This is a genomic window from Microbacterium sp. JZ37, assembly GCF_035188445.1.
Classification (GTDB): Bacteria; Actinomycetota; Actinomycetes; order Actinomycetales; family Microbacteriaceae; genus Microbacterium; species Microbacterium barkeri.
The window spans coordinates 1,653,650-1,676,665 of the sequence record NZ_CP045253.1; the positions used below are offsets into that span (position 1 = coordinate 1,653,650).

A 23,016-nucleotide genomic window follows, 5' to 3' on the forward strand; every position below is an offset into this window, starting at 1 on the left:
CCTCCTTCTCCGGCTGACGCCGGCGATCGGGATGGCTCAGCCGACCTTCGCGAGCGCCGAGGCGAGCGCGGTGGTCGAACGGCCGAGGTGGTACGGGAGCGTGAGAGCGCGGCCGCCCCAGCGCTCGAGGATGCGCGCCTCGGGAAGGCTCTCGGCGCTGTAGTCGCCGCCCTTGACCCAGAGGTCGGGCCGGATGCCCTCGATCGCGCGCTCGGGACCGTCCTCGTCGAACACGACGACGGCATCGACGCACGCCAGGGCGCTGAGCAGCTCGACGCGGTCGCTCTCGCCGATGATCGGGCGTTGCGGACCCTTGAGTCGGCGGACGGAGGCGTCGGAGTTGAGGCAGACGATGAGGCAGTCGCCCAGGGCGCGCGCCGCCTCGAGGGTCCGCACGTGGCCCGCGTGGACGAGGTCGAAGCAGCCGCCCGTCGCGACCACGGTGCCGCCTCGGCTCCGCACCGCTTCGGCGACCGCGCGCGCGTCGCGTCGGCCGTCGGGAAGACGGGAGAGGGCGGCCGCGTCCAGCGTCGACACGCCGCCCGCCGCGAGGAAGGCCCCCGCCGCGTCGACCGCCGCGCGGACGGCCGTGCGCTCATCGTCGCCGCGGGCGAGGGCCACGGCTGCCGTCGCGGCGAACCGGTCGCCCGCTCCGCACGGATCGCTCGTCGCCACGGGCAGCGCGGGCAGCCGGATCGCGCCGTCGCCCGTCGCGAGCACAGCGCCCTGCTCACCCGCCGTCACGGCGACGGCCGCGCATCCCCAGAGATCGCGGAGACGGCGTGCCGCGTCCTCGGGATCGCCCTCACCCGATGCGCTCGTCGCCTCGGCGAGGTTCGGCGTGACGAGGCGGGCCTGCGCCACGGGCTGCGCGCCGCGCGGATGCGGGTCCCACACGAGCGGCGCGTGCGCGGCGCGGCGCGCGAGCGCGCTCCGCAGCGGCGCGCGCGCGGCGAGCCCCCTGCCGTAGTCGGCCACCACGATCGCATCCGCCTCCGCGATCGCCGTGAGCATCTCGTCGGTGACCTCGGGCTCCGGGGCCGGCCCGCAGCCGTCGTCGAGCCGCGCGATCGGATGGCCGTTGGCGCGGATGCGGGACTTCATGGGTGTCGGCGCGTGCGAGGCGCCCGCGACGATCCGGACACCCGCGAGGCACGCGCGCACGCGGTCGGCGGAGGGGTCGTCGGACAGCGCCGTGACGAGGGCGACGTCGTGCCCGTCGCGCGCGAGCAGCGTCGCGACGAGTCCTGCCCCGCCGGCCCGCTGCGTGCGCGACGCGACGTCGATCACCGGCACCGGGGCGTCCGGCGACATCCGAGTCGACGCGCCGTCGACGTCCTCGTCGAGGAGCACGTCCCCGACCACGACGATGTTCATGAGCTGCGTCCTTCCTCATCCATGACGATCGCGTCGAACACGCGGCACACCGCGTGGATCGCGGCGAGCTGGCACTCCTGGACGTGCGGCGACGGTCCATCGAGGCAGACGGCCTCGTCGCACACCTCCGCGAGCGGGTTCGGGCCGGGGCCGGTGAGCGCCCAGGTGGCCGCGCCGGCGAGGCGACCCGCGCGGGCGGCGTGGAGCAGGTTCGGGCTCGCGCCGCTCGTGGACAGCAGGAGCACGATGTCGCCTGCGCGGGCGTGCGCGCGCACCTGCCGCGCGAACACCTCGTCGAACCCGTAGTCGTTGCCGATCGCCGTCACGCTCGAGGTCTCGGCGTTGAGGGCGATCGCAGAGTATGCCGGACGCTCCTCGCGGTAGCGGCCGACGAGCTCCGCGGTCAGATGCTGCGCCTCGGCGGCGGAGCCGCCGTTGCCCGCCACGAGCACGCGCTGGCCGCGCCGCAGTCGGGCGGCGAGCTCGACGCCCCAGGCCTCGAGCTGCTCGGCATGACGCTCCGCCGACGCGAGGGCCGCGCCGAGGCCGCGGAGGTGGTCGCGGACGGGGTCGACACGCGCGGGGGCGCCCACGCGCGCCGCGCCTCGGGTCTCGGCGATGGTCACAGCGCCGCTCCTTCCAGTCGGCCGCCCGCTCGGCGGGCGCGGGACAGCGTGCTCGCATAGATGCGCTCGGTCTGCGCGGCGACCCGATCCCACGAGTAGCGCGCCTCGACGCGCTCGCGCCCCGCCGTGCCGAAGGCGCGGAGGAGATCGCGGTCGGGCAGCAGGCGCCGGAGCGCGACGGCGATCGCGTCGGCATCGCGCGGCGGCACGTGCAGCCCGGTCGCGCCGTCGACGACCGTGTCGATGAGTCCGCCGACGGATGCCGCGATGACGGGGGTGCCGCACGCCATCGCCTCGAGCGGCACGATGCCGAACGGCTCGTACCAGGGCGCGCACACGACGACGTCGGACGATCGCAGGAGAGCCGGCATGCCGTCGCGGCTCACCTGGCCTCGGAACACGACGCGGTCGGCGACGCCCAGGTCGGCCGCGAGCGCCCGCAGTCGAGCCGCCTCGGGATCGGCGGCGCCTGCCGCGCCGTCGGAGCCGACGACGACGAGCTCGACGTCGTCGATCCCCTCGGCGCGGAGGCGGGCGATCGCCCGCACCACGAGGTCGACGCCCTTGCGGGGCACGAGCCGCCCGACGCTGAGCACGCGATGGCGGGCTCCGCGCTCCTCGACCGAGCCCTGCGGCCGGAAGAGGTCGAGGTCGACGCCGCAGGGCGCGATCGAGATGCGTCGCGACGGGACGCCCAGCGCGCGGAGCTCGAACGCCTCATCCGAGCAGGTGGCCACGACCATGTCGACCTCGCGGCCGACCCGGGGCTCGAGCCATTCCCGCTCGGGCGGGCTCGTATCGGCCGCGCCCTGGTGGCGGCGCTTCACGACCCCGAGGGCGTGGAAGGTGTGCAGCACGGGCGGCGGAGCAGCTGCGCCGCGGAGGGCGGCGACGCCGTCGAGCGCGGCGAGCCCCGACATCCAGAAGTGGCTGTGGACGACGTCGGGGCGGTCGTCCCGCCATTCCTCGGCGAGGCCGGCGGCGAGCTCGCCCATGAACGGCAGGAGATCGTCCTTCGCGACGTGCTCGGCAGGGCCCGCGTCGATGTGGACGACCTCGACGCCGTCATCGAGCCGGACCCGACGGGGCAGGGAGGGGTCGTCGCGGCGCGTGCAGACCGTCACGGTGTGCCCGCGCCGCGCGAGCGCTCGCGAGAGCGCGGCGACGTGGACGTTCTGTCCGCCCGCGTCCACGCTTCCCGGCGCGGCCAGAGGACTCGCGTGCTCGGAGACCATCGAGATCTTCATCGGTCCGTTCCTTCCATGATCGAGACGAGCGCGGGCTGCGTGGCACCCGCGAGCGAGCGCGCTCGTCTGCGTCGCGCCGCGGCGTGCGCCGCGACGTGCTCCTCGAGCAGCGCGTCCCAGTCCTGCAGGAAGCGCTCGAGGCCGTAGTGCGCGCGGGCGAACGCGCGTGCGGCGAGCCCGCGGCGGCGCGCCTCGTCCGGATCGTCCATGAGCGTCCGCGCGGCGGCGCGCAGGCCGTCCGGATCCGACGAGATCGCACCCGCCTCGGGCGGCACGGCGCGCGCCGCCTCGGTGGTCGCGAGGACGAGCACGGGCATCCCGAGGCTCATCGCCTCGAGGAGGGAGAGGCCGAGCGACGTCCACCGCAGCGGGTGGAGGTACGCGCGCCGCCGCGCGAGCTCGCCGTGCAGGAGGGGCGTCGGCAGGTCGCCGACGACCTGCAGCCGGTCCGGACCGAGGCCCAGAGCGCCTGGGAGGAGGTCCGTGTCGATGCCGAACGCGTGCAGCGGCGCGATCTCGGCGAAGGCCGGCAGCAGATCCGTCCCGGTGACCCTCCCGCGCCGCACGGGCTCGTTGACCACCACGCCGAGCGCGGGGAGGGCACCCGTGTAGAGGGCACCGGGATCGGGCACGCCGTGCTCGATGACCGCTGTGGGCGCGTCGCCGCTGTCCCAGACGAGCCGGTTGAAGTGCGTGACGTGCACGATCGGGATGGCGCGCTGCTCCGCGAGCGGGTGACGCTGGTCGATCGGCCGCTCCTTCGGCGTGTTGTGCTCGACGAAGACCGCGGGCACGTCGCGGCCGGGGACGCGCCCGAGGAGGCGCTCGACGGCCTCCAGCTCCTCGAGACGCTGCAGCACGACGAGGTCGACCTCCTCACCGCGCAGCGCCGATTCGGCCACCGCCCGCGCGCGCTCCGGCAGGTGCGGAGGCGTCGCTTCGTCGTCTGGGCGGGGCACGACGTACTCGTGCGTCCCGCGGAGGAAGGCGTTCATCCATCCGCCGTGCACGTGCCAGACCAGGATCCTCATCTGATCGCTCCGTCCTTCGTGTCGATCGGGTGGGCTTCGCGAGCGTCGGCGAGGCGGATGGCCGCCGTCGCGACCTCCGCGGGGGCGACGCCGGCGAGGCACGGGTGGCCGGGCACGGGGCAGTCGCGGGCGCGCGTCCCGCGACAGGGCGCGTCCTGATCGCCCAGCAGCGCGACGGGCACGCCGTACGGCGCCCAGCGGACGGCCGGCACGACGGGCGAGAACAGGCTCACCACCGGCGTCCCGACCGCTGCGGCGAGGTGAGCGGGCCCGGTGTTCGCGACGACGACGGCGTCGGCGCCGGCGAGCACGCCGGCCAGCAGCCGCAGGTCGCAGGCTCCCGCGAGGTCGACGGCGTGCGGCCCGGCCGTCCTCGCGACGAGCGCCGTGAGGTCGCGCTCGCCCTCCGCGCCGGTCACGACGACCCGGCGCCCTGACTCGGCCAGGAGCCGCGCCGCTCCGGCGAACCCCTCGACCGGCCACCGGCGCGCGCTCACGGCCGCTCCCGGGTGGAGGACGATGTAGCGCCCGTCGCCGACGAGGGCGGACGCGTCGGCCACGTCGCGCACGCGCAGGCGCCGGTCGGCCTCGGCCGGGAAGCCGGCGGCCTCGGCGATCGCGCACGCGCGGTCCACCTCGGGGATGTCCTCGGGAAGGTCCTCTCCGGGGCGCAGGCGGACGTCCAGGAGGGAGCCCGGGTAGTCGACGGAGGCCCCCGCGATCCGGTCCACGCCCGCGAGCCGGAGGAGGAGGGCAAGGGGGAGCGGAGACTGATGGAACGACGTGAGGATCACGGCCTCGTCGATGCGCGCGGTGCGCAGACGGTGGATGAGCTGGTCGATGCGTCCACCGGTCACCGCGGGCGCCGGATCGGAGATCCACGGGGCGTCCCAGACCATGACGTCGCGCACACCCGGCAGAAGCGCTCCCGCCGCGGCGCCCCGGGGCCCGCACAGCATGATGACCTCGGCCTCGCGCGCGACGGCGCGGACGGCCGGCCCCGCCAGCAGGACGTCGCCCATGCTGTCGAGCCGCGCGACGAGGACGCGCCGCCTCATGAGGCCGCCCTCCCTGCGGGCACCGGCTCCCCGAGCAGGAGGGCGACGGCCGCGGCCAGATCCGGCGCGACCCGCGGCGCCGCGGCGATCTCGTCGGGCAGCGTGCGGGCGGTCGGCACGAGCACCGCACGCGCCCCGGCGGCAGCGGCGGCGCCCATGTCGGCGCCGATGTCGCCGATCACCGCGAGCTGGGCCGGCGCGAAGCCGAGCGCGTCGGCCGCGGACAGGACGAGGCCCGGCCGCGGCTTCCGGCACGCGCAGCCGTCGTCCGGCCCGTGCGGGCAGAACCGCCAGACGTCGAAGGGGCCGAGCACCTCGTCCACGCGCGCGTTGACCCGGCGCACCTCGTCGGCGGACAGCATGCCGCGGGCGATGCCGGACTGATTGCTGACCACCCCCGTGCGCAGGCCGCGGGCGCGCACGAGACGCAGCGCCTCGACAGCGGTCGGCATGGGGGAGACCCGGTCGGGGTCGCCGTTGTACGGCACGTCGACGACGAGCGTGTCGTCGCGATCGAAGAGGATCGCGCGGAGCGGTCGGTCACGGTCGTCCATACGAGAAGCACTTCCCCCGCGCACCGCGAGGCAAACGCCCCGGTGCGAACTTCTCCTCGCGTCCCGCGCTCCTGCCATCCGCCCTGGCCGCGGCGCAAGCGGGTTCGGATGGCGTGCGAGCCGGTTCACGATGGGTTGGTGCGCATCTTCACCGAGCCGTCCGATCGCCCCATCGTCCTCGCGCTGCGGGCCCTCAAGCTGGGCGACCTGCTCGTCGCGGTGCCCGCGCTGCACGGTCTGCGGCGTGCGCACCCCGACCACGAGGTCGTGCTCGCCGCTCCCGGGTGGCTGGCGCCGGTCGCCGCGCTCGTCGGCAGCGTCGATGCGCTGCTGCCGACGCCGGGCCTCGACGACCCCCTGCCGCTCGACGCGGGAGTCGTCGACGTGGCCGCGAACCTCCATGGCAACGGCCCGGAATCGCGGGCGCTGATCGACGCGCTGGGCGCCCGCGTCCGGATCGTGCACCGCTCGCCGAGCGACCCGGACGGCCCCGAGTGGCTCGACGGGATCCTGGAACGACGCCGCTGGGCGCGACTCGTCTCGGCGTACGGAGCGACCGCCGATGAGGACGACGTCGCCATCGCCCTCCCGACGACGGCATCGCCCGCCCCGGGCGCCGCGGTGCTGCACGTGGGCGCGTTCTACGGATCGCGGCAGTGGCCCGTCGATCGGTTCGCCGCGGTCGCGCGCGCACTCCGGTCGGACGGCCTCCGGATCGTGCTGACCGGCGGCGCGGCCGACCGCGAGCGCGCGGAGGCCGTCGCGTCGGCCGCGGGTCTCGACGAGGACGCGGTGCTCGCGGACCGGACGCGCCTCGATGAGCTCGCGGCCCTCGTGGCCGACGCGTCGGTCGTCGTGTCCGCCGACACCGGCGCGGCGCATCTCGCATCCGCATACCGCACGCCGTCGGTCGTCGTGTTCGGGCCGGCTCCGGTCGAGGAATGGGGGCCGCCGGAGGGGCCGCACATCGCCCTCACCGATCCGGCGGTCCGCCGAGGCGACGCGTTCGCGGCGACCCCCGACCCTGCGCTGCTCGCGGTCCAGGCAGACGAGGTGATCGCCGCGGCCCGCTCGGTGCGTCGCTGAGGGGAAGGGGAGTCCGGCCGCCATTCGCGCTCTCCTCAGGCCGCGAGGAGGTCGGGGGTCAGCTGCCCGCGCAGGGTCGAGAGGATCTTGGTCAGAAGGCGCGAGATCTGCATCTGCGTGACCCCGCACTCCCGCGCGATCTCCGCCTGCGTCTGCTCGTGGAAGAAGCGCAGGTAGAGGATCCTCCGCTCGCGCGGGCTCAGGGTGCGGCAGGCGGCGGCGAGCGCGGCGCTCACCTCCGCGCGGGCGAAGTCGGCGCCGCTCGCGTGCAGCGTGTCGCCCAGGGTGAGCGACCCGTCCGGGGTCGCGGCGTGCGGCGCGTCGAGCGAGGCCGGCTGGCGGCCCTGTCCGCAGTCGATCGCCTCGACGACGTGCTCGACCGCGAACCCCGTCTCCGCGGCGATCTCGGCGGGAGACGGGTCGTGCCCGAGCTGCTGGGCGATGCGGGGGACGGCCGTGCGGAGCTCTGCGTGCAGCTCCTGGAGCTGCCGGGGCGGGCGCACCACCCAGCTCGTGTCGCGCAGATGCCGTTTGATCTCACCCGCGATCGTCGGGACGGCGAAGGACACGATGTCCGCGCCGCGGTCGGGCGCGAAGCGCTGGACCGCCTTCGTGAGGCCGAGATACGCGACCTGCCGCACGTCGCCCGCGTCCTGCGGTCGCGAGACGTACCGGCTCGCGACCGCGTCGGCGACGTCGAGGTACTCCACGACCACCTGCTGCTGGAGCCGCGTCCGCTCGGCCGCGGGCGCGGACCGCGCGCGTTCGAGGAGCGCGACCGCACGGGCGTTGCGATCCTCCTGCGCTCGCGGGGCGCGGCGGGCGGGAGCCGGTGTCGGAGCGATGGCGGAGATGGGCATGGGGCACCTCTTTCGAAGCGTTGCGAGGGCGCGCTCGGGCACCGCGTCTGCACGCGTGCGGCCCGTGGCGCGGGCGGTGTCTGCGGCTCCGGAGCAGTGCTCGCGGAGAGGTCTGGCTCCCACTGAAGCGAAGGAGGGGCGCCCGTCAGAAGTGGCTTGCGGAGAAGGAGAAGGAGGAGTAGAAGCAGCGCGAGCGAGGCCGCCCCTCCGAGCGGAGCGTGATTGTGTCACGTGGCCGGGCCATCCGGAACCCCGTGTCGCCGACGGTGCGCGCGAGCTTGACTGGCGCCCGAAACCGACGACACACGGAAGGCGATCCATGTTTCTCCACAGGCAGGAACTCCAGCACGCAGCCAAGCCAGACGCTCCCGACGCGGTGTACGCGCGGAAGCTGCAGGAGGTGCTCGGCGGCCAGTACGGCGAGATCACCGTCGCCCTGCAGTACCAGTTCCAGGGATGGAACATGCACATGCCCGGCAAGTACCGCGACCTCGTCTTCGGCATCGGCGCGGAGGAGATGGGCCATGTCGAGATGCTCGCGGTGATGATCGCGCAGCTCCTCGAGAAGTCGCCGCTCGGGATCACGGAGGACGCCGTGCAGAGCGACCCGACGGTGGCGGCGGTGGTCGGCGGCACCGACGTCCAGCAGGGCATCGTCGCCGGCGCCGGCGCGCGCCCCGTCGACAGCAACGGCAACCCGTGGTCGGGCTCGTACATCACCGCGAGCGGCAACCTGCTCGCCGACTTCACGGCCAACGCCAACGCCGAGATGCAGGGCAGGCTGCAGGTCGCGCGGCTGTACCACATGACGGATGACCACGGCGTGCGGGACCTGCTCGCGTTCCTCCTCGCGCGCGACACGATGCACCAGAACCAGTGGCTCGCGGCGGCGGAGGAGCTGAAGTCGGAGGGGATCGAGGAGCTTCCCGTGCCGAGCAACTTCCCGCTGGCGAAGGAGGACCGCGAGGTCTCCTACCAGTACCTGAACTTCAGCGACGGCGCGGCCGCCCGCGACGGATCGTGGGCGTCGGGCCCGACGCCCGACGGGAAGGGCGAGTTCACCTACCACGACGGGCCCACGACGACGGCTCCGATGCCGGCGCCCACGCACCCGGACGCGCGCTTCTACGGCACGACGGACGTCCCGAACACGGTCGAGCGGATCGCGGGCGCGGCGCAGGACAGGCTGCACCGCGAGTAGGCGCTCATCGATCCGCCGTCTCGGCGAGGGCGGCCACCTCCGCGATGACCCGCGGATGCGCGAGCACCCGGAAGTGGCCGCCCGTCTCGAGCACGACGTTGCGCGCACCGAGGAGCTCGCTGCCCTCGGGGATGTGCGGGTCGAAGCGCGCGTACACCGACACGATCCGCGCGTTGACCTCGGTCGCCTGCGCGAGCGCACGGAGGGCCGCGTCGCGCGGCGAGAATGCGCGGAGAGTGGGGGCGGCGAGGAAGCGCGCATAGCGCGAGCCGCCGAACGGCGTCGCGACCGCGACCATCCCGTGCACGCGCCGGGCGGCGGCGGGAAGCGACATCGCGCGCTTCCCGATGAGCCCGCCCTTGCTGTGCGCGACGAGGACGACGTCGCGCAGCTCGCGCGTCTCGAGGAGCTCGGCCACGAGGTCCGCTCCGGCCGAGAACGGCATGCGGTTGTGCCGGAGCGGCTCGACGACGTGCACGGGATGGCCGCGTGCGTGCAGGGCGACGACGAGCGGGGTGAGGAATCGCCACGACTCGTACACCCCGGGGATCACGACCACGGGTGCGAGGGAGCCCGAGCGGAACTCGGCCGCTGAGCGACGCCGTGTGAGGGCGCGCAGCTGAGCGAGGGCCGCGTAGGCGTAGTCGGCCGCCCACCAGGCGAGCCGCCGCAGCGGCCCGATCACGGGCCCTCCGCGTCCCCCGCACGCGACGGCTCCCGGTCGGCGGCGAGGAACGGCCGCAGCACGGCGGCGACGGCGCGGGGTGCGGTGTGCTGCACGAGGTGGGGCTGGCCGGCGATCTCGACGAGCCTGCCGTTCTGCGCGGCGTCGCGCAGGCGCACGCACCACGCCCGTCGGGCGACCGGGTCGCGCTCTCCGCGCACGATGAGCAGCGGCCGACGGAGAGCGGTCACGCGCTCCTCCGGCCGGTACGCGAGCATGTGCGGGAGCTGGCGGAAGTACCAGCGCGGCCCGCAGCGCACGTAGTCGCTCAGCACGATCGCGTTCGCGGAGACGGTCTCGCGCAGGCAGTCGTGGGCGAGAGCCAGGGCCTGCCGCGCGGCGGAGCGACGCCGCTCGTCGACGACCGGCCCGATCGCGACGACGCGCGACACGAGGCCGGGGTGCCGGCAGGCGAGCTCGATCGCCCACTGCGTGCCCATCGAGTTGCCGACGACCGCGAACGGGCCGTCGCCGAGGCCGGCGATCACGTCGGCGAGCAGCTCGGCCATCGCGGGCACGTCGGGGGAGTGCGCGGGATGCGGCAGGTCGTCGAAGCCCGGCATGTCGAGGACGTGCACGACGTCGTCTGCGGCGAGCACCTCGGCGAGCCGGGAGAAGGCGCGGTGCGAGATGCCGATCCCGTGCACGAGCACGATCGGCGGATGGCCGGAGCCGGGCCGCCCGCGCGTGCGCACGCGGAACGTCGCATCGGCCACGCGCACGAGTCGGTCGGTCGTCATGGACCCAGTCTCCCGTTGCGGGCGGACGGTGTCTCGGGGTTGACGCGGGCGGCCGGAGGCGGCGACCTCTCGATCGCGCGCCGCGCGTGCCACACGCGGAGGGGGTCCGTCAACCCTCGCGAAATCGGACGCGGGACGGTGTTGCATCGCCGGTGAATCCATCCGCAGCGGTAACGGAAAGGAAGTCCCCCATGTCTCAGTTCTCTGGTCAGGTGCCGACCGAGGCGGACAGCCGCCCCACGGGCGCCGTCGACACGGCGCGACAGGAGGCCGCCGACGTCACGGAGACGGCCAGGGCCGAGGCCGGCCACGTCGTCGACACCGCCAAGCAGGAGGCGTCGCATGTCGCCCACGAGGCGAAGGCGCAGCTCAAGGACGTCTACAGCCAGACCCAGCGCGAGCTGCGCGATCAGGCCGCCGCGCAGCAGCGGCGCGTCGCCGAGGGGCTCCGCTCGGTCGGCGACGAGCTCGAGTCGCTCGCCGCGGGCTCCGAGAATCCCGGCGTCGCGACGGGCATCGTGCGTCAGGCCTCGACCCGTCTGAAGGGCGCGTCCACCTGGCTCGACGACCGCGACCCCGGCTCGCTCATGCACGAGGTCACCTCGTTCGCGCGCCGTCGCCCCGGCGTGTTCATCGCGGGCGCGCTGCTCGCGGGGCTCGCCGCCGGGCGCCTCACGCGCGCGCTCGCGGAGAGCGGTGCGGAGAGCGCGCAGGGCGCGTCGGCCGAGCGCACGGACGACGTCGCCGCGGCTCCGACGGCTCCCGCCGTGCCGGCCGCCGCACCGACGACGACCGCGGGCGACGGCACGCCGTCGGCGGCAGCCCCGGGCGGATACGGCGAGCCAGGCGCGCCGGGCGCGCCGGTGTCGGACCCGCTCGCCACGCCGTCGGACCTTCCGCCGTCGCGCGAGGAGGGCACGCCCGTCTACGACCGCTCGCGCGCCGAGCGCGCGCGCCCGGGGGAGGGGATCGGGAATGACCTCTGACCAGCCGACCCCGTCGGAGCAGAAGGCGGCGACGACCTCGCTCGGCGACCTCCTGTCCGAGGTCACGAGCGACATGTCCCTGCTGATGAGGCAGGAGCTCGAGCTCGCCAAGGCGGAGCTGCGGGAGTCGGCGACCCGCGCGGGGAAGGGCGCCGGCCTGCTGAGCGGCGCCGCGTACTCCGCGCTCATGGCGGTGTTCTTCCTGTCCGTGGCGCTGTGGTGGGCCATCGGCCTGCTCACGGGCCTCGGGTGGTCGGCCGTCATCGTCGCCGTCCTCTGGGCGATCGCCGCGGCCGTGATGTTCGCGATCGGCCGCAAGGACCTGAAGAACGTGAAGGGCGCTCCGCAGACCGTGGAGTCGCTCAAGAAGATCCCCGGCGCTCTGGGGAGAGATGAGGAGAACCGATGACCGATTCACCCGACGCCATCCGCGCCGACATCGAGCGCACGCGCCGCGAGCTGGGCCGCGACGCCGACGCCCTCGTCGACAAGGTGACGCCTTCGAAGATCATGGACAGGCAGACGAGCAGGCTCAAGGGGGCCTTCGGATCGCTGCGCGAGCGTGTGATGGGAGCGGCCGACGACGCCGGCTCGAGCCTGCACGACGCCGGTGAGACGGTCGCCGACGCCACGCACCGCGCCGCGGCGAAGGCCGAGGGCAACCCCATGGCTGTCGGCCTCATCGCCTTCGGCGTGGGGCTGCTCGCCTCGTCGCTCATCCCCGCGTCCGGCAGGGAGAAGCGGATCGCGCAGGATGTCAGGGAGCAGGCTCAGCCGCTCGTCGACGAGGTCAAGGACGTCGCACAGGAGGTCGGCGCGCACCTCAGGGAGCCTGCCCAGCAGGCGGCGGAGTCGATCAGGGACACCGCGACCGAGGCCGCCGAGCATGTGAAGTCGGAGGCTCAGGGCTCGGCCGACGCGGTGGCCGGGCGCGCCCAGGAGGCGCGCGACAACGTGCAGGGAAGCTGACTCCGGCAGGACAGCGGGCGGGCTCCGCGGAGCCCGCCCGCCGTCCTGCGTCAGCCCGCGCCGAAGAGGAGCCCGATGAGGCTCCAGGCGCCGTACACGGCCAGCGAGGCGCCGCCGATCACCGCTGCGGCGGCGGCCGACCCCGCGACGATGAGCCACGTCCGCACGCGGGAGCGCGCGGGTGCGAGGCCGCGCTGCGCGATCGCGTCGGCCGAGGACTCGGCGAGCGCAGCCGCCTTCGTGCTGCGCAGCTCGACCGGCGCGAGCGGCGAGCCCGTCCACTTCTCGACGCCCCACGCGGTCGCCCGCGCGGTCTGGTGCCTGAGGGTCGCACCCCAGCCGCCGGTCGGCGCGACGGCGGTGGCGCGCAGCCGCTGCGCCGCTGCCCGCGCGTGCTCGGCGTCGCGCAGCCCGGCCTGGGCGAGATCCGCCGCGAGGGCCTGCAGGCGCCGCCGCGCTCCCTTGCGGAGGCCCGCGTCGGAGGCGCGTGCCGCGATGCGGTGCATCGAGGTGCGCACGCCGTCGAGCGTCCGATGCGCGTCCGCGAGGTAGCGGGCCGCCTGGCGGTCGGGGCCGACGGACAGGAACGCCGACTCCTCGGCGAGCGCGTCGACGGCCTGGTCGAACGCGAAGACCGCGCGGCGCGCATCCTCGTCGCGGGGCCCGATCCGGTCGGGAAGCGCCATGCGTCCTCACCCTCCTCGAGACGTGCGTCCTGCCGACAGCTTACGAGGGCCCGCGTGCGGCGGGACGCCCGATACCCGAGGGCTCGCGATGTGGCAACCCCCGTGACGCGTCATCCGAGCGCGGCACACGATGGAGCCCAACCCAACGATCGGAAGGACACCCCCATGGCTCGCATCACGGAGAGCATCGATGTCGACGTCGACGTCACGACGGCGTACGACCAGTGGACGCAGTTCGAGACGTTCCCGCAGTTCCTGAGCTTCGTCGAGTCGATCCGGCAGATCGACGATGAGACGCTCGCCTGGAAGGTGAACATCGGCGGCGCCGAGCGCGAGTTCACCGCCAAGATCACCGAGCAGCACCCCGACGAGCGCGTCGCGTGGACGAGCGTCGCGGGTGAGGCGGATCACGCCGGCGTCGTGACCTTCCACCGGCTCGGCGACGCGAGCACGCGCGTGACCGTGCAGCTCGACTGGGAGCCGACGGACCTCACCGAGAAGGTCGGCGCAGCCCTCGGCATCGACGACCACGCGGTCAAGAAGGACCTGCGGAAGTTCAAGGAGTTCATCGAGTCCCGCGGCACCGAGACCGGTGCGTGGCGCGGCGACATCGACTGATCCGCGCAGATCGGCCCCCGCCGCTCCGGTGATCGGAGTGCGGGGGCCGTGTCGCGCCGTCAGCGCTTCTCGGGCGTCCGGATGTGCTCCTCGACGAGCTGGATGCCGCCGAGGGCGTTCGCGGAGACCGCGAGCTCCTCGAGCCACTCGCGGTTGAGCGTCGGCGCATCGGCCTCGTCGAACTCGAAGCGCAGCGGGATCGCGGGGTGGATCCAGATCGTGCTGCGGCCGCCCTCGCGCTCGTCGGGGTGTCGCCACGAGACCGAGAAGCTCTCGTCACGGCGCAGCTTGCTGATGATGACGACCTTGATGTGCGCGAGCGCACGGTCGTCGATGTGGATGGCGGAGGCGTTCGCGCCGTAGTAGAGCACTCCCATGGCGGTCACGCTAGACCGGGCCGTCGCACACCGCTCGGCCCGCGCGGCCGCGCGGCGGACCGCCGGAAAGGCGCGCTCCCGCTCGTGGCGCGGGGGACGACCGCGACACACCGACGCGGGAGGCGCGCGCTTTTCCGACGATCGTCGGAAAAGCGCCGTCGCGGACCGCGCGGACGCCGGGGTGGGTGCGTCAAGGGCACGCGCCGGGCCGTCGCGTCGTCCTACCGTCGAGGGGAAGGACAGCGCCGCGTGCGCGCGGCGTGAGGTGAGCAGGACATGGCGGAGTGGCAGTGACGTCTCAGACGCGAGGATTGCGCGAAGGCATCGAGCACATCTCAGGGGACGCGACGTCAGGCGCTCGCGTCCACGTCTTCCGGAGGCTCCTCGATGACGAGCGCGCCGTGCGCGTGCGCGCGCTCGCCCAGGCGGCCGATCGCCGCTGGCTCGACCGCTCGGAGGGCCTCGTCGTCGCGCTCCTCGACACCGTCGGATCGGACGACGAGCGGCGCCGTCTCGCGACGGCGATCCAGTCCGACGGGCGCGGCGCGACGTGGCATATCGGCGATCTCGCCGACCATCCGGTCCTCGTCGTCTCCCGGAGCAGGCTCGACGGCGACGTCGAGGACGTCCTCGCGTCGGCAGCTCACCGCCATGGCCATCCCGCCGCGCGCTTCGCGACCGCGGCCGTCGCGCCGGACGAGGACGACATCCGGCCCGCCGTGCGGGAGGCGCGGCTTCTCCTCGAAGACCCCGAACACGTCACGCCGGCGGGCATCCGGGCGCTCCTGGACGAGCTCCCCGTGCCGATCGACCTCATCCGACGCGCGTCGCCCGGTGCATTCGCGCTGTGGCGTGCCGGGGATCGCCAGCAGCTCGACACGGTCGAGGCGTATCTCGACGCGGGTGCGCGCGTCTCCGAGGCCTGCCGGCGGCTGCACCTCCATCGCACGACCCTCTACTACCGTCTCGATAACCTGCCAGAGCCGGTCCGCGCGGAGCTCGCGGACGGCGTGCGCAGGAGCGTGCTCCACGTCGCGCTCAAGCTGCTTCGACGGCGCTCCGGGCCGGCCGAGGCCGCGCGCGTCACGGATGGATGATCGTCAGCAGCGAGTCGGGGTGATCCGGCACGATGAGGGTCTGCCAGGTCGCGCGCTGCCAGCCGTGCTCGGCGTCGTAGAAGAGGCTCGTGCCGAACGTGAGCTTCCGCGCGCGCTGGCGTGACCACAGCTCCCGGAAGGCGGGGTACCGGCGCCGCAGGAGCGCGAGCAGCTCCTGGAACCGCGGTTCGTCGGGCGCTGTGTGGAAGCGCATCGAGTCGACGAGGCGCGTCGCCGTCGCGCGCCATTCCTCGGCGGACGGCGCCTCGTGCTCGTGCTCGAAGACCTCGATCAGGAGGTTCCGCCCCTCGTCCAGGAATCCCTTCGCGATGCCCGCGCACGAGCGGTTCACGACGAGCACGTCGTGGACGCCGTTCGTGATGTAGGCCGGGTGCGGCTCGACGAGGCGCAGGATGGCGAACGCGCCGGCCGGGAGGCCCTCGCGCGTCGACAGGGCGCGCGTCGCGCTCGTCTGCGCGAGCTGCTGGAAGTACTCGGTGGTGTCGGGATCCAGCTGCAGGGCGCGCGAGAGCGCCGAGACGACCTGAGGCGACGGGAGGTGCCCGTGCGCCTGCTCGAGGCGGATGTAGTAGTCGCGATTGATCCCGGCGAGCTCGGCGACCTCCTCGCGGCGGAGGCCCGGAACGCGGCGGCCGTCGCCGCGGGGGATCCCGACGTCCTCGGGCTGCAGCTCTGCCCGGCGGCCGCGCAGCAGCTCGGCGATGAGGGCGTGGCGAAGGCTCATGGTGTCAGCATCCTCCCGCGGACGCTCCGGCGCGAGCGCGTCACGGTCGCGCGTCGCGCTCGGCGGAGGCGCCGACCGTGCGCAGCGCGTCGATGAGCGCCGCGACCTGGTTCCAGGAGAGGCCCTCGAGCAGGCGCGCCTCGGCCGCGACGAGGGTGCGCATGGCGGACTCGACGCGCTCGCGACCCGCGGGGAGGAGGGTGACGATGCGGCTGCGCTGGTCGGCGGGGTTGTCGGTGCGCGCGACGTAGCCGCGATCCTCGAGGCGCTCGATCCGGTACGTGATCGTGCCGCTCGTCGCCGTCGTCCACGCGGCGAGCTGCGACGGCGTCATGGACAGGTCGTCGGGGGAGCGGCGGAGGAGGGAGAGGATGTCGAACTCCCATGCGCGCAGACCCGACGCGGAGAAGGCGGATTCGCGGACGCGCTGCAGATCGCGCGCCACGCGTCGCAGGCGCGACATCACGTCGAGAGGGGAGAGGTCCACGTCGGGGAGGATCGTCGACCACGCGTCGATGATGAGGTCCACCTCGTCATCGCCGGACTGTGAGATCTCCGTGCCTGCCACCTCCCACAGCATAGGACCGCGCGCTCTCCGATCCGCGTCACGACGCCCCGCGCGGATTTGTAAGGGATTTTAACGATTAGCTTGGCGCGGCATCCGCGAGCGTGTACCGTCATGCGCATCACAGCACGCGCACGCCCGAAGTGCGCCCCTTCCAGGAGGTACCGATGAAGTTCTTCCAGAGGCTCGGCAGGTCGTTCATGCTGCCGGTCGCCGTCCTCCCGATCGCCGCGATCCTGATGGGCGTCGGGTACTGGATCCAGAACGTCGCAGGCGACAACATCGCCGTGACGTTCCTCAACGGCGCGGGCGGTGCGCTGCTCGGCAACATGCCGATCCTCTTCGCGATCGGCGTCTCACTCGGCATGGCGACGAAGACCGACGGCACGTCGGCGCTCGCGGGCCTCGTCTCGTGGCTCACGATCACGACGCTCCTGAGCACCGACACCGTCGCCCTCTTCCAGGGGGTCGAGGCCGCCGAGGTCAACCCGGCCTTCGGCGTCATCAACAACGTCTTCGTCGGCATCATCGCGGGCCTCATCGGCGCGTTCGCGTACAACCGCTTCAAGGACGTCAAGCTGCCCGACGCCCTGGCCTTCTTCTCGGGCAAGCGCTCGGTCGCGATCGTCGCCGCCGGCATCTCGCTCCTCGTCGTGATCCTCCTCTTCTTCATCTGGCCGTTCGTGTACAGCGGTCTCGTCGCGTTCGGCGAGTTCATCGCGACGCTCGGCCCGGTGGGCGCGGGCATCTACGGCTTCATGAACCGCCTGCTCATCCCGCTCGGGCTGCACCACGCGCTGAACTCGGTGTTCTGGTTCGACGTGGCCGGCATCAACGACCTCAACAACTTCCTCTCGGGCACGGGCGAGTACGGCGTCACCGGCCAGTACATGACCGGTTTCTTCCCCGTGATGATGTTCGGCCTCCCCGGTGCGGCGCTTGCGATGTACGTCACCGCGAAGAGCACGCGCAAGAAGGTCGCCGCGGGCCTGCTCCTCTCCGGCGCGATCTCGTCGTTCGTCGTCGGCGTGACCGAGCCCCTCGAGTTCGCGTTCATGTTCCTCGCCCCGGTCCTCTACCTCATCCACGCCGTCTTCATGGGCATCTCGCTCGCCGTCAGCGCGATCCTCCCGGTCCGGATGGGCTTCGGCTTCTCCGGCGGCGGGATCGACCTGCTCCTGGGATGGGTGAACCCGATGGCGCAGAACCCGTGGCTCATCCTCGTCATGGGCGTGTTCTGGTTCGTCGTCTACTTCCTCGTGTTCCGATTCGTCATCCTGCGGTTCAACCTGAAGACGCCGGGCCGTGAGGACGACGACGTCGCGCTCGACGGGGCCGACGCGACGACGGCCGACGGGGGCTACCTCGCGACGGCCGCGCGCTTCATCGACGCGCTCGGCGGACGCGACAACATCATGGAGCTCGAGAACTGCGCGACCCGGCTCCGGATGGAGCTGGGTGACGTCGCGAAGGCCGACGAGGCCGCGCTCAAGCGCGCAGGCGCGGCGGGCGTGATGAAGCCCGGCGGGCGCTCGTACCAGGTGATCTACGGCCTCAACGTGCAGTTCGTGAAGGACGCCATGGAGCAGATCATGTCGGGGCGCGCCGAGGCGCCGGCGCCGTCCGCGCCGACCGCCGAGCCGGTCGCGGCCCCGCCGCAGACGGCGACCGCGGTCGCCGCTCCCGCGACGGTGCGGCTGCGTCAGCCGATCGAGGGTGCCGTCGTGCCGCTCTCGTCGGTGCCCGATGCCACGTTCGCCCAGGGCATCATGGGCCCGGGCGTCGCGATCGAGCCGACCGGTGACACGGTCGTCGCCCCGGTCGACGCGACCGTCGGGCACGTCTTCGAGACGGGGCACGCGATCGCCCTCGTGCTCGACGACGGCACGGAGCTGCTCATCCACGTCGGCATCGACACCGTCGCGATGAAGGGCGAGGGCTTCCAGACCCTCGTCGAGGCCGGGGCGCGCGTGACCGCGGGGACCCCGCTGCTGCGCGTCGACCTCGACCGCATCCGCGCGGCCGGCCATCCCACCGTGACGCTCGTGATCGTCCTCAACAACGAGAGCGCCGTGATCGAGCTCATCTGACCGCGACCCGCGCGAGGCGCCCCGCAGGCACGCCTGCGGGGCGCCTCGCCGTCTGCGCGCGCCTCGTGTTCCCACGTTGCAAAGAAGGTGGTCGACAGGCAGGATGACCCGGGCGCCCGTCGTGCTTGACACGACCCCCGAGGGTGCGCCTATGATGCCAGAAACCGGTTTCTCCGGTTCTCGTCCTCGCAACGACGCGAAAGGGAAGACAGTGAGCGCATCACGTGTGGAGATGAGCCGTCGGACACTCCTCGGGCTCGGACTGGGCGCCACGGCGCTCATGCTGGCCGGCTGCAACCGCTTCGGCATCAGCACCGAGCCGTCGGCGGCGGCGTCCACGCTCAACATGATCTGGTGGGGCGACGCGGCCCGCGCCGAGGCGACGGAGGCGATGCTCGCGGTCTTCACGAAGGAGCACGACGGCCTCACGATCAAGACCGAGTACCAGGACTCTGGCCCCTACGCCGACAAGATGGCGACCCGATTCGCGGCCGGCGACATCCCCGACCTGTTCAACCAGCGCCGTGACAGCCTGCGCGAGTACGCCGACCGCGGCGCGCTGCTCGACCTCAACCAGCACCTCGACGTGCTGAACCTCGACGACGTCCCCAAGACGGCGCCGCTCGGCGTGGTGGGCGACGCGCTCTACGGCATCCCCGCCGGCCTCAACGCGGTCGGCTTCGTCATCAACCGGAACCTCACCGACCAGTACGGCGTCGAGATCCCCGACGGCGACACGTGGTCGTGGGACGACCTCTGGGCGTTCAGCAAGGCGGTCACCGACGCGTCGGGCGGTCAGGTCTACGGCGTCGACATGGCCTTCGACACCGTGCAGAACCTCGTCGTCTTCGTGCGTCAGACGGGTGAGGAGCTCTACAACGAGGACGGCTCGTTCGGCGCGAGCGAGAAGACGCTCACGGACTGGTTCGCGATGTCGGTCGAGCAGCGCGCGGCCGGCGCGCTCGCGCCGGCCGGGCACATCGAGACGGTCGGCAGCTCGGCCGAGCAGTCGCCGCTCGCCGCCGGTCTCGTCGCGGGGCAGGTCATCCCGACGAACAACCTCAAGGCCTACAACGACGCGTCGGGCGGCGCGCTCGAGCTGCTGCGCATGCCGGGCGAGGTCCAGGGCGCTCGGCGCGGCATGTCGATCGACACGTCGATGTACTGGTCGATCGGCCAGGAGTCGCCGAATCAGGAGATGGCGCTCGAGCTGCTCGACTTCATCGTCAACAGCGTCGAGGGCAACGAGGCCGTCGGCGCGACCCGCGGCCTCCCGGCGAGCACGGTCGTCGCGGAGGCGATCGCGGACTCCCTCACCCCCGAGGACCAGCGCTCGATCGCGTACATCACGGCCCTCGCCGAGGAGGAGCTGCCGGACTCGCGCCCCGACCCCATCGGAGGCCAGGCCGTGCAGGATGCGCTGACCGACATCGCGACCGAGGTCACCTTCGGCCGCATCACGGCTCAGGAGGCCGCGAAGCAGGTCATGGCCGCGGCGAGCGAAGCCCTCGGGCAGGCCTGACGATGGTCGCCACCGTGGATGCGCCGCCCCGCGGCGAGCGCACCCTTCCGCCGACGGCGCCGGTCGTGCGCCGTCGGCGGAAGCCGACGAGGGCCGGCCGGATCGACTGGTCCGGCTACCTCTTCCTCATCCCGTGGTACGGCGGGATGCTCCTCACGATCATCCCGTTCGGCGCCTCGCTGTACCTCGCTTTCACCGACTACAACCTCCTGAACGCCCCCGTCTTCGTGGGCTTCGAGAACTTCGCCGAGATGCTGTCGGATCCCCGGGTCGGGCAGTCGCTCATCGTGACCTTCGTCTACACGTTCGTGTCGGTTCCGCTGTCGCTCGTCGCGGCGCTCGGCGTCGCGATGGCGCTCAACCAGGGTCTGCGCGGCCTCTCGTTCTACCGCGCGATCTACTACCTGCCCTCCTTGCTGGGGTCGAGCGTCGCGATCGTGATGCTGTGGCGCGAGCTGTTCGGCACGCGCGGCGTCGTGAACACGGCGCTCGGCTGGCTCGGGATCGACGGCCCCGCCTGGGTGTCCGATCCCGACACCGCACTCAGCGTGCTCATCATGCTGAACATCTGGACGTTCGGGTCGCCCATGGTGATCTTCCTCGCGGCACTCCGGCAGGTGCCCGCCATGTACTACGAGGCCGCGGCGGTCGACGGAGCGACGAAGTGGTGGCAGTTCCGCTACATCACCGTGCCGCTCATCAGCCCGATCATCTTCTTCAACCTCGTCCTGTCGATCATCGGGTCGCTGCAGACCTTCACGCAGGGCTACGTCATGAGCAACGGGTCGGGCGGCCCGGCCGGATCGACGCTCTTCTTCAATCTCAACCTCTACATCGAGGGATTCGGACGCTTCAACATGGGGTACGCGTCGGCACTCGCATGGCTGCTGCTGCTCATCATCGCCGCGCTCACCGCGGTCAACTTCATCGCCCAGAAGCACTGGGTGTTCTACGAGGACGCGGAGGAGCGATGACCGTCACCGAGGTCCAGACCGTCGTCCGGCCCCGTCGCTGGAGCCGGCCCCCGCAGGATGTCCGCGCGGTCGGCCGCCGTCGCGCGACCGCCCGCTCGCGCTTCCTCCGGCACGTCGTGATCGCGGGGGTGGGGCTCTTCATGCTCTACCCGCTGCTGTGGATGCTCTCGAGCTCCTTCAAGCCCGACGACAGGATCTTCACCGAGCAGGGCCTGTGGCCCGCCGAGTGGGATCTCGCGAACTACACGGACGGCTGGAACGCCCTCGAGCATCCGTTCGACGTGTACCTCGTGAACTCGCTCATCATCGTGGTCCTCAGCATCATCGGCACCCTCGTGTCCACCGCGCTCGCGGCGTTCGCGTTCGCCCGGCTGAACTTCCCGGGGCGGCGCCTCATGTTCGCGCTCACGCTGGGAACGCTCATGCTCCCTGGCCACGTGCTGCTCATCCCGCAGTACATCATCTTCGCCGAGCTCGGATGGGTGAACACGTACCTGCCGCTCGTCGTGCCGCACTTCCTCGCATCGAACGCGTTCTACACCTTCCTCATGGTGCAGTTCATGCGTGCGCTGCCGCGGGAGCTCGACGACGCCGCGCGCATCGACGGATGCGGGACCTTCGGCATCTTCTGGCGGATCATCCTCCCGCTGTGCACGCCCGCCTTCGCGACGACGGCGATCTTCACCTTCATCGCGACCTGGAACGACTTCTTCTCGCCGCTCATCTACATCACGGACACCGACCTGTACCCGGTGCCGCTCGCGCTGCGCCAGTTCATGGACTCGGAGGGCCAGGCGTCGTGGGGGCCGATGTTCGCGATGTCGGTCGTGTCGCTCCTGCCGATCGTCGGGTTCTTCATCGCGGGTCAGAAGTACCTCGTCCAGGGCATCGCGACGACCGGGCTCAAGTGAGCATCGACACGGCGGGGGAGCGGTCGTAGCATCGCCCACAAGGAGGCGCTTCGCGTCCACCGGGTCGGCCGTCGGCTCGCGCGAAGCGCAGGGAGCGAGCTGACATGGACATGAAGACCATGACCGACATGATGGCCGATTCGGACACGATGATGCCGATGGACCACGACGTCATGCAGGCCTGCATGGAGGCGTGCATGGCGTGCGAGCAGGCGTGCACGATGGCCGCTGACATGGAGTCGGGCGCCGAGATGTCGATGTGCCGCAGCATGTGCATGAGCTGCGCCGACATGTGCCACACGATGATGCGCATGATGCTCCGCCCCATGGGCATGCACATGGGCGCGATGATGGCCATGCACGAGGCGATGAAGACCATGGCGATGGCGTGCTACGACGAGTGCATGAAGCACGCCGAGACGAGCGAGGCGATGCGGATGTGCGCTCAGGCGTGCATGGACTGCGCGAACGCGTGCGACGCCATGATGAAGAGCATGAGCTCGGCCTCGATGTGAGGCGCGGCGGGCCGGATGCGACGGGCGCGGCTCAGCCGCGCTCGTCGCGCACGTTCAGCCACCTGCCCGCTGCCGAGAGCACGTGGTAGCCGGCGTGCAGGGCGACGGGCTCGCCGGGCGCCACGATCGACGCCAGCGGCGCGTGGTGCCACACGCGCGTGAGCGCGCGACCCTCGAGATCGCGCAGCTCGAGCCATCCGTCGGCGTCCACGGCGCCCGCGATCGCGTCGATCCAGCGGCTCGGGGTCGCGGCGACGATGCGCCGCTGGATGAGGTGCATGTCGTGACCCGGTCCGACCTCGGCGCAGAGGGCGCCGGCCTCGTGCAGGCACACGACGGTGTGCTCGGCGGAGACGCGGAGGGGGCTGGTCACGGGATGCTCCTGTCGACGGGTGCGGTCGGGCGTTTCGACCACGGTACGGTCCCTCGCCGCGCCCGTCACGCCGCCGTGTAACGC

26 protein-coding genes are annotated in these 23,016 nt (G+C 72.6%); 12 read left to right on the plus strand and 14 right to left on the minus strand.

Features of this window, described 5'->3' with window-relative positions:
• Positions 1 to 36 precede the first annotated feature (36 nt).
• From rfaE2 to GC092_RS07500, 6 genes are read right to left on the minus strand one after another with little or no spacing between them, the layout of a single operon-like run.
• Positions 37 to 1,377, minus strand: coding sequence for a D-glycero-beta-D-manno-heptose 1-phosphate adenylyltransferase (rfaE2, locus tag GC092_RS07475; protein ID WP_324014706.1), 1,341 nt, complete (start codon positions 1,375 to 1,377; stop codon positions 37 to 39).
• Complete coding sequence (locus GC092_RS07480; protein ID WP_282977846.1) at positions 1,374 to 2,003, minus strand: D-sedoheptulose-7-phosphate isomerase; 630 nt, start codon at positions 2,001 to 2,003, stop codon at positions 1,374 to 1,376. Before GC092_RS07480 ends, rfaE2 begins: the two co-directional genes overlap by 4 nt.
• On the minus strand, positions 2,000 to 3,250 hold the full coding sequence (locus GC092_RS07485) for a glycosyltransferase (RefSeq protein ID WP_324014708.1): 1,251 nt from the start codon (positions 3,248 to 3,250) through the stop codon (positions 2,000 to 2,002). The genes GC092_RS07480 and GC092_RS07485 overlap by 4 nt, the downstream gene beginning before the upstream one ends.
• Positions 3,247 to 4,281, minus strand: a complete 1,035-nt coding sequence (locus tag GC092_RS07490) for a glycosyltransferase (RefSeq protein WP_324014709.1) — start codon at positions 4,279 to 4,281, stop codon at positions 3,247 to 3,249. Before GC092_RS07490 ends, GC092_RS07485 begins: the two co-directional genes overlap by 4 nt.
• Positions 4,278 to 5,339, minus strand: coding sequence for a glycosyltransferase family 9 protein (locus GC092_RS07495; protein ID WP_324014711.1), 1,062 nt, complete (start codon positions 5,337 to 5,339; stop codon positions 4,278 to 4,280). The genes GC092_RS07490 and GC092_RS07495 overlap by 4 nt, the downstream gene beginning before the upstream one ends.
• Positions 5,336 to 5,893, minus strand: a complete 558-nt coding sequence (locus GC092_RS07500) for a D-glycero-alpha-D-manno-heptose-1,7-bisphosphate 7-phosphatase (protein WP_324014713.1) — start codon at positions 5,891 to 5,893, stop codon at positions 5,336 to 5,338. The genes GC092_RS07495 and GC092_RS07500 overlap by 4 nt, the downstream gene beginning before the upstream one ends.
• A gap of 108 nt (positions 5,894 to 6,001) precedes the next feature.
• Between GC092_RS07500 and GC092_RS07505 the strand changes: the two genes are divergently transcribed.
• On the plus strand, positions 6,002 to 6,979 hold the full coding sequence (locus tag GC092_RS07505; RefSeq protein WP_416383298.1) for a glycosyltransferase family 9 protein: 978 nt from the start codon (positions 6,002 to 6,004) through the stop codon (positions 6,977 to 6,979).
• A 35-nt stretch (positions 6,980 to 7,014) separates the two neighbouring features.
• Here the strand turns inward: GC092_RS07505 and GC092_RS07510 are convergent, their stop codons facing one another.
• Positions 7,015 to 7,839, minus strand: a complete 825-nt coding sequence (locus GC092_RS07510) for a sigma-70 family RNA polymerase sigma factor (RefSeq protein ID WP_324014717.1) — start codon at positions 7,837 to 7,839, stop codon at positions 7,015 to 7,017.
• 319 nt (positions 7,840 to 8,158) lie between these two features.
• Between GC092_RS07510 and GC092_RS07515 the strand changes: the two genes are divergently transcribed.
• Positions 8,159 to 9,040 (plus strand): manganese catalase, encoded by an 882-nt coding sequence (locus tag GC092_RS07515; RefSeq protein WP_271171968.1) that lies wholly within the window; start codon positions 8,159 to 8,161, stop codon positions 9,038 to 9,040.
• Between the two features lie 4 nt (positions 9,041 to 9,044).
• On the opposite strand, the gene GC092_RS07520 is transcribed toward GC092_RS07515, so the two are convergent.
• Complete coding sequence (locus GC092_RS07520; RefSeq protein ID WP_271171967.1) at positions 9,045 to 9,725, minus strand: esterase/lipase family protein; 681 nt, start codon at positions 9,723 to 9,725, stop codon at positions 9,045 to 9,047.
• A complete protein-coding gene (locus GC092_RS07525) occupies positions 9,722 to 10,504 on the minus strand; it encodes an alpha/beta fold hydrolase (protein WP_324014718.1) in 783 nt (260 codons plus the stop codon). The genes GC092_RS07520 and GC092_RS07525 overlap by 4 nt, the downstream gene beginning before the upstream one ends.
• Before the next feature lie 191 nt (positions 10,505 to 10,695).
• On the opposite strand from GC092_RS07525, the gene GC092_RS07530 reads away from it, so the two are divergent.
• Genes GC092_RS07530 through GC092_RS07540 form a run of 3 tightly spaced genes read left to right on the plus strand, consistent with a single transcriptional unit; the run spans position 10,696 to position 12,459 of the window.
• Positions 10,696 to 11,490 carry a F0F1 ATP synthase subunit B family protein gene (locus GC092_RS07530; RefSeq protein ID WP_324014720.1) on the plus strand — a complete coding sequence of 265 codons (795 nt, stop codon included), beginning with the start codon at positions 10,696 to 10,698 and terminating at the stop codon, positions 11,488 to 11,490.
• Positions 11,480 to 11,899, plus strand: coding sequence for a phage holin family protein (locus GC092_RS07535; protein ID WP_271171964.1), 420 nt, complete (start codon positions 11,480 to 11,482; stop codon positions 11,897 to 11,899). Before GC092_RS07530 ends, GC092_RS07535 begins: the two co-directional genes overlap by 11 nt.
• The gene (locus GC092_RS07540) at positions 11,896 to 12,459 is read left to right on the plus strand and encodes a DUF3618 domain-containing protein (RefSeq protein ID WP_271171963.1); all 564 of its coding nucleotides are present in this window, start codon (positions 11,896 to 11,898) and stop codon (positions 12,457 to 12,459) included. Before GC092_RS07535 ends, GC092_RS07540 begins: the two co-directional genes overlap by 4 nt.
• Before the next feature lie 50 nt (positions 12,460 to 12,509).
• On the opposite strand, the gene GC092_RS07545 is transcribed toward GC092_RS07540, so the two are convergent.
• Positions 12,510 to 13,145 (minus strand): hypothetical protein, encoded by a 636-nt coding sequence (locus GC092_RS07545; RefSeq protein WP_324014721.1) that lies wholly within the window; start codon positions 13,143 to 13,145, stop codon positions 12,510 to 12,512.
• Positions 13,146 to 13,310: 165 nt separating this feature from the next.
• On the opposite strand from GC092_RS07545, the gene GC092_RS07550 reads away from it, so the two are divergent.
• Positions 13,311 to 13,763: an SRPBCC family protein gene (locus tag GC092_RS07550; protein WP_271171961.1), complete on the plus strand. Its 453-nt coding sequence runs from the start codon at positions 13,311 to 13,313 to the stop codon at positions 13,761 to 13,763.
• Between the two features lie 59 nt (positions 13,764 to 13,822).
• On the opposite strand, the gene GC092_RS07555 is transcribed toward GC092_RS07550, so the two are convergent.
• Positions 13,823 to 14,140, minus strand: coding sequence for a DUF7882 family protein (locus GC092_RS07555; protein ID WP_271171960.1), 318 nt, complete (start codon positions 14,138 to 14,140; stop codon positions 13,823 to 13,825).
• A 311-nt stretch (positions 14,141 to 14,451) separates the two neighbouring features.
• Here GC092_RS07555 and GC092_RS07560 point away from each other — a divergent pair, with 311 nt between their 5' ends.
• The gene (locus GC092_RS07560; RefSeq protein WP_324014724.1) at positions 14,452 to 15,237 is read left to right on the plus strand and encodes a helix-turn-helix domain-containing protein; all 786 of its coding nucleotides are present in this window, start codon (positions 14,452 to 14,454) and stop codon (positions 15,235 to 15,237) included.
• Here GC092_RS07560 and GC092_RS07565 read toward each other — a convergent pair.
• Positions 15,224 to 15,982, minus strand: coding sequence for a helix-turn-helix domain-containing protein (locus GC092_RS07565; protein ID WP_271171958.1), 759 nt, complete (start codon positions 15,980 to 15,982; stop codon positions 15,224 to 15,226). The genes GC092_RS07560 and GC092_RS07565 overlap by 14 nt on opposite strands.
• 40 nt (positions 15,983 to 16,022) lie before the next feature.
• Entirely contained in the window at positions 16,023 to 16,550 is a 528-nt protein-coding gene (locus tag GC092_RS07570; protein WP_324014727.1) for a MarR family winged helix-turn-helix transcriptional regulator, read from the minus strand.
• 164 nt (positions 16,551 to 16,714) lie between these two features.
• On the opposite strand from GC092_RS07570, the gene nagE reads away from it, so the two are divergent.
• From nagE to GC092_RS07595, 5 genes are all read left to right on the plus strand, one after another.
• Positions 16,715 to 18,637: an N-acetylglucosamine-specific PTS transporter subunit IIBC gene (gene nagE / locus GC092_RS07575; protein WP_324014730.1), complete on the plus strand. Its 1,923-nt coding sequence runs from the start codon at positions 16,715 to 16,717 to the stop codon at positions 18,635 to 18,637.
• 232 nt (positions 18,638 to 18,869) lie between these two features.
• Complete coding sequence (locus GC092_RS07580) at positions 18,870 to 20,159, plus strand: ABC transporter substrate-binding protein (RefSeq protein ID WP_324014731.1); 1,290 nt, start codon at positions 18,870 to 18,872, stop codon at positions 20,157 to 20,159.
• A gap of 2 nt (positions 20,160 to 20,161) precedes the next feature.
• Positions 20,162 to 21,133, plus strand: a complete 972-nt coding sequence (locus GC092_RS07585; RefSeq protein WP_271171954.1) for a carbohydrate ABC transporter permease — start codon at positions 20,162 to 20,164, stop codon at positions 21,131 to 21,133.
• On the plus strand, positions 21,130 to 22,044 hold the full coding sequence (locus GC092_RS07590; protein WP_282977825.1) for a carbohydrate ABC transporter permease: 915 nt from the start codon (positions 21,130 to 21,132) through the stop codon (positions 22,042 to 22,044). The genes GC092_RS07585 and GC092_RS07590 overlap by 4 nt, the downstream gene beginning before the upstream one ends.
• 104 nt (positions 22,045 to 22,148) lie before the next feature.
• The gene (locus tag GC092_RS07595) at positions 22,149 to 22,559 is read left to right on the plus strand and encodes a four-helix bundle copper-binding protein (RefSeq protein WP_282977824.1); all 411 of its coding nucleotides are present in this window, start codon (positions 22,149 to 22,151) and stop codon (positions 22,557 to 22,559) included.
• Positions 22,560 to 22,590: 31 nt separating this feature from the next.
• Here the strand turns inward: GC092_RS07595 and GC092_RS07600 are convergent, their stop codons facing one another.
• Positions 22,591 to 22,932, minus strand: coding sequence for a hypothetical protein (locus tag GC092_RS07600; protein ID WP_271171951.1), 342 nt, complete (start codon positions 22,930 to 22,932; stop codon positions 22,591 to 22,593).
• Between the last annotated feature and the right edge of the window lie 84 nt (positions 22,933 to 23,016).

Bases quoted from the DNA above. Each gene is read 5' to 3' on its own strand.
- rfaE2 (WP_324014706.1), bottom strand. From the start codon at position 1,377: ATGAACATCGTCGTGGTCGGGGACGTGCTCCTCGACGAGGACGTCGAC.
- GC092_RS07485 (WP_324014708.1), bottom strand. From the start codon at position 3,250: ATGAAGATCTCGATGGTCTCCGAGCACGCGAGTCCTCTGGCCGCGCCG.
- GC092_RS07490 (WP_324014709.1), bottom strand. From the start codon at position 4,281: ATGAGGATCCTGGTCTGGCACGTGCACGGCGGATGGATGAACGCCTTC.
- GC092_RS07495 (WP_324014711.1), bottom strand. From the start codon at position 5,339: ATGAGGCGGCGCGTCCTCGTCGCGCGGCTCGACAGCATGGGCGACGTC.
- GC092_RS07500 (WP_324014713.1), bottom strand. From the start codon at position 5,893: ATGGACGACCGTGACCGACCGCTCCGCGCGATCCTCTTCGATCGCGAC.
- GC092_RS07505 (WP_416383298.1), top strand. From the start codon at position 6,002: ATGGCGTGCGAGCCGGTTCACGATGGGTTGGTGCGCATCTTCACCGAG.
- GC092_RS07510 (WP_324014717.1), bottom strand. From the start codon at position 7,839: ATGCCCATCTCCGCCATCGCTCCGACACCGGCTCCCGCCCGCCGCGCC.
- GC092_RS07515 (WP_271171968.1), top strand. From the start codon at position 8,159: ATGTTTCTCCACAGGCAGGAACTCCAGCACGCAGCCAAGCCAGACGCT.
- GC092_RS07525 (WP_324014718.1), bottom strand. From the start codon at position 10,504: ATGACGACCGACCGACTCGTGCGCGTGGCCGATGCGACGTTCCGCGTG.
- GC092_RS07530 (WP_324014720.1), top strand. From the start codon at position 10,696: ATGTCTCAGTTCTCTGGTCAGGTGCCGACCGAGGCGGACAGCCGCCCC.
- GC092_RS07535 (WP_271171964.1), top strand. From the start codon at position 11,480: ATGACCTCTGACCAGCCGACCCCGTCGGAGCAGAAGGCGGCGACGACC.
- GC092_RS07540 (WP_271171963.1), top strand. From the start codon at position 11,896: ATGACCGATTCACCCGACGCCATCCGCGCCGACATCGAGCGCACGCGC.
- GC092_RS07545 (WP_324014721.1), bottom strand. From the start codon at position 13,145: ATGGCGCTTCCCGACCGGATCGGGCCCCGCGACGAGGATGCGCGCCGC.
- GC092_RS07550 (WP_271171961.1), top strand. From the start codon at position 13,311: ATGGCTCGCATCACGGAGAGCATCGATGTCGACGTCGACGTCACGACG.
- GC092_RS07555 (WP_271171960.1), bottom strand. From the start codon at position 14,140: ATGGGAGTGCTCTACTACGGCGCGAACGCCTCCGCCATCCACATCGAC.
- GC092_RS07565 (WP_271171958.1), bottom strand. From the start codon at position 15,982: ATGAGCCTTCGCCACGCCCTCATCGCCGAGCTGCTGCGCGGCCGCCGG.
- nagE (WP_324014730.1), top strand. From the start codon at position 16,715: ATGAAGTTCTTCCAGAGGCTCGGCAGGTCGTTCATGCTGCCGGTCGCC.
- GC092_RS07580 (WP_324014731.1), top strand. From the start codon at position 18,870: ATGAGCCGTCGGACACTCCTCGGGCTCGGACTGGGCGCCACGGCGCTC.
- GC092_RS07585 (WP_271171954.1), top strand. From the start codon at position 20,162: ATGGTCGCCACCGTGGATGCGCCGCCCCGCGGCGAGCGCACCCTTCCG.
- GC092_RS07590 (WP_282977825.1), top strand. From the start codon at position 21,130: ATGACCGTCACCGAGGTCCAGACCGTCGTCCGGCCCCGTCGCTGGAGC.
- GC092_RS07595 (WP_282977824.1), top strand. From the start codon at position 22,149: ATGGACATGAAGACCATGACCGACATGATGGCCGATTCGGACACGATG.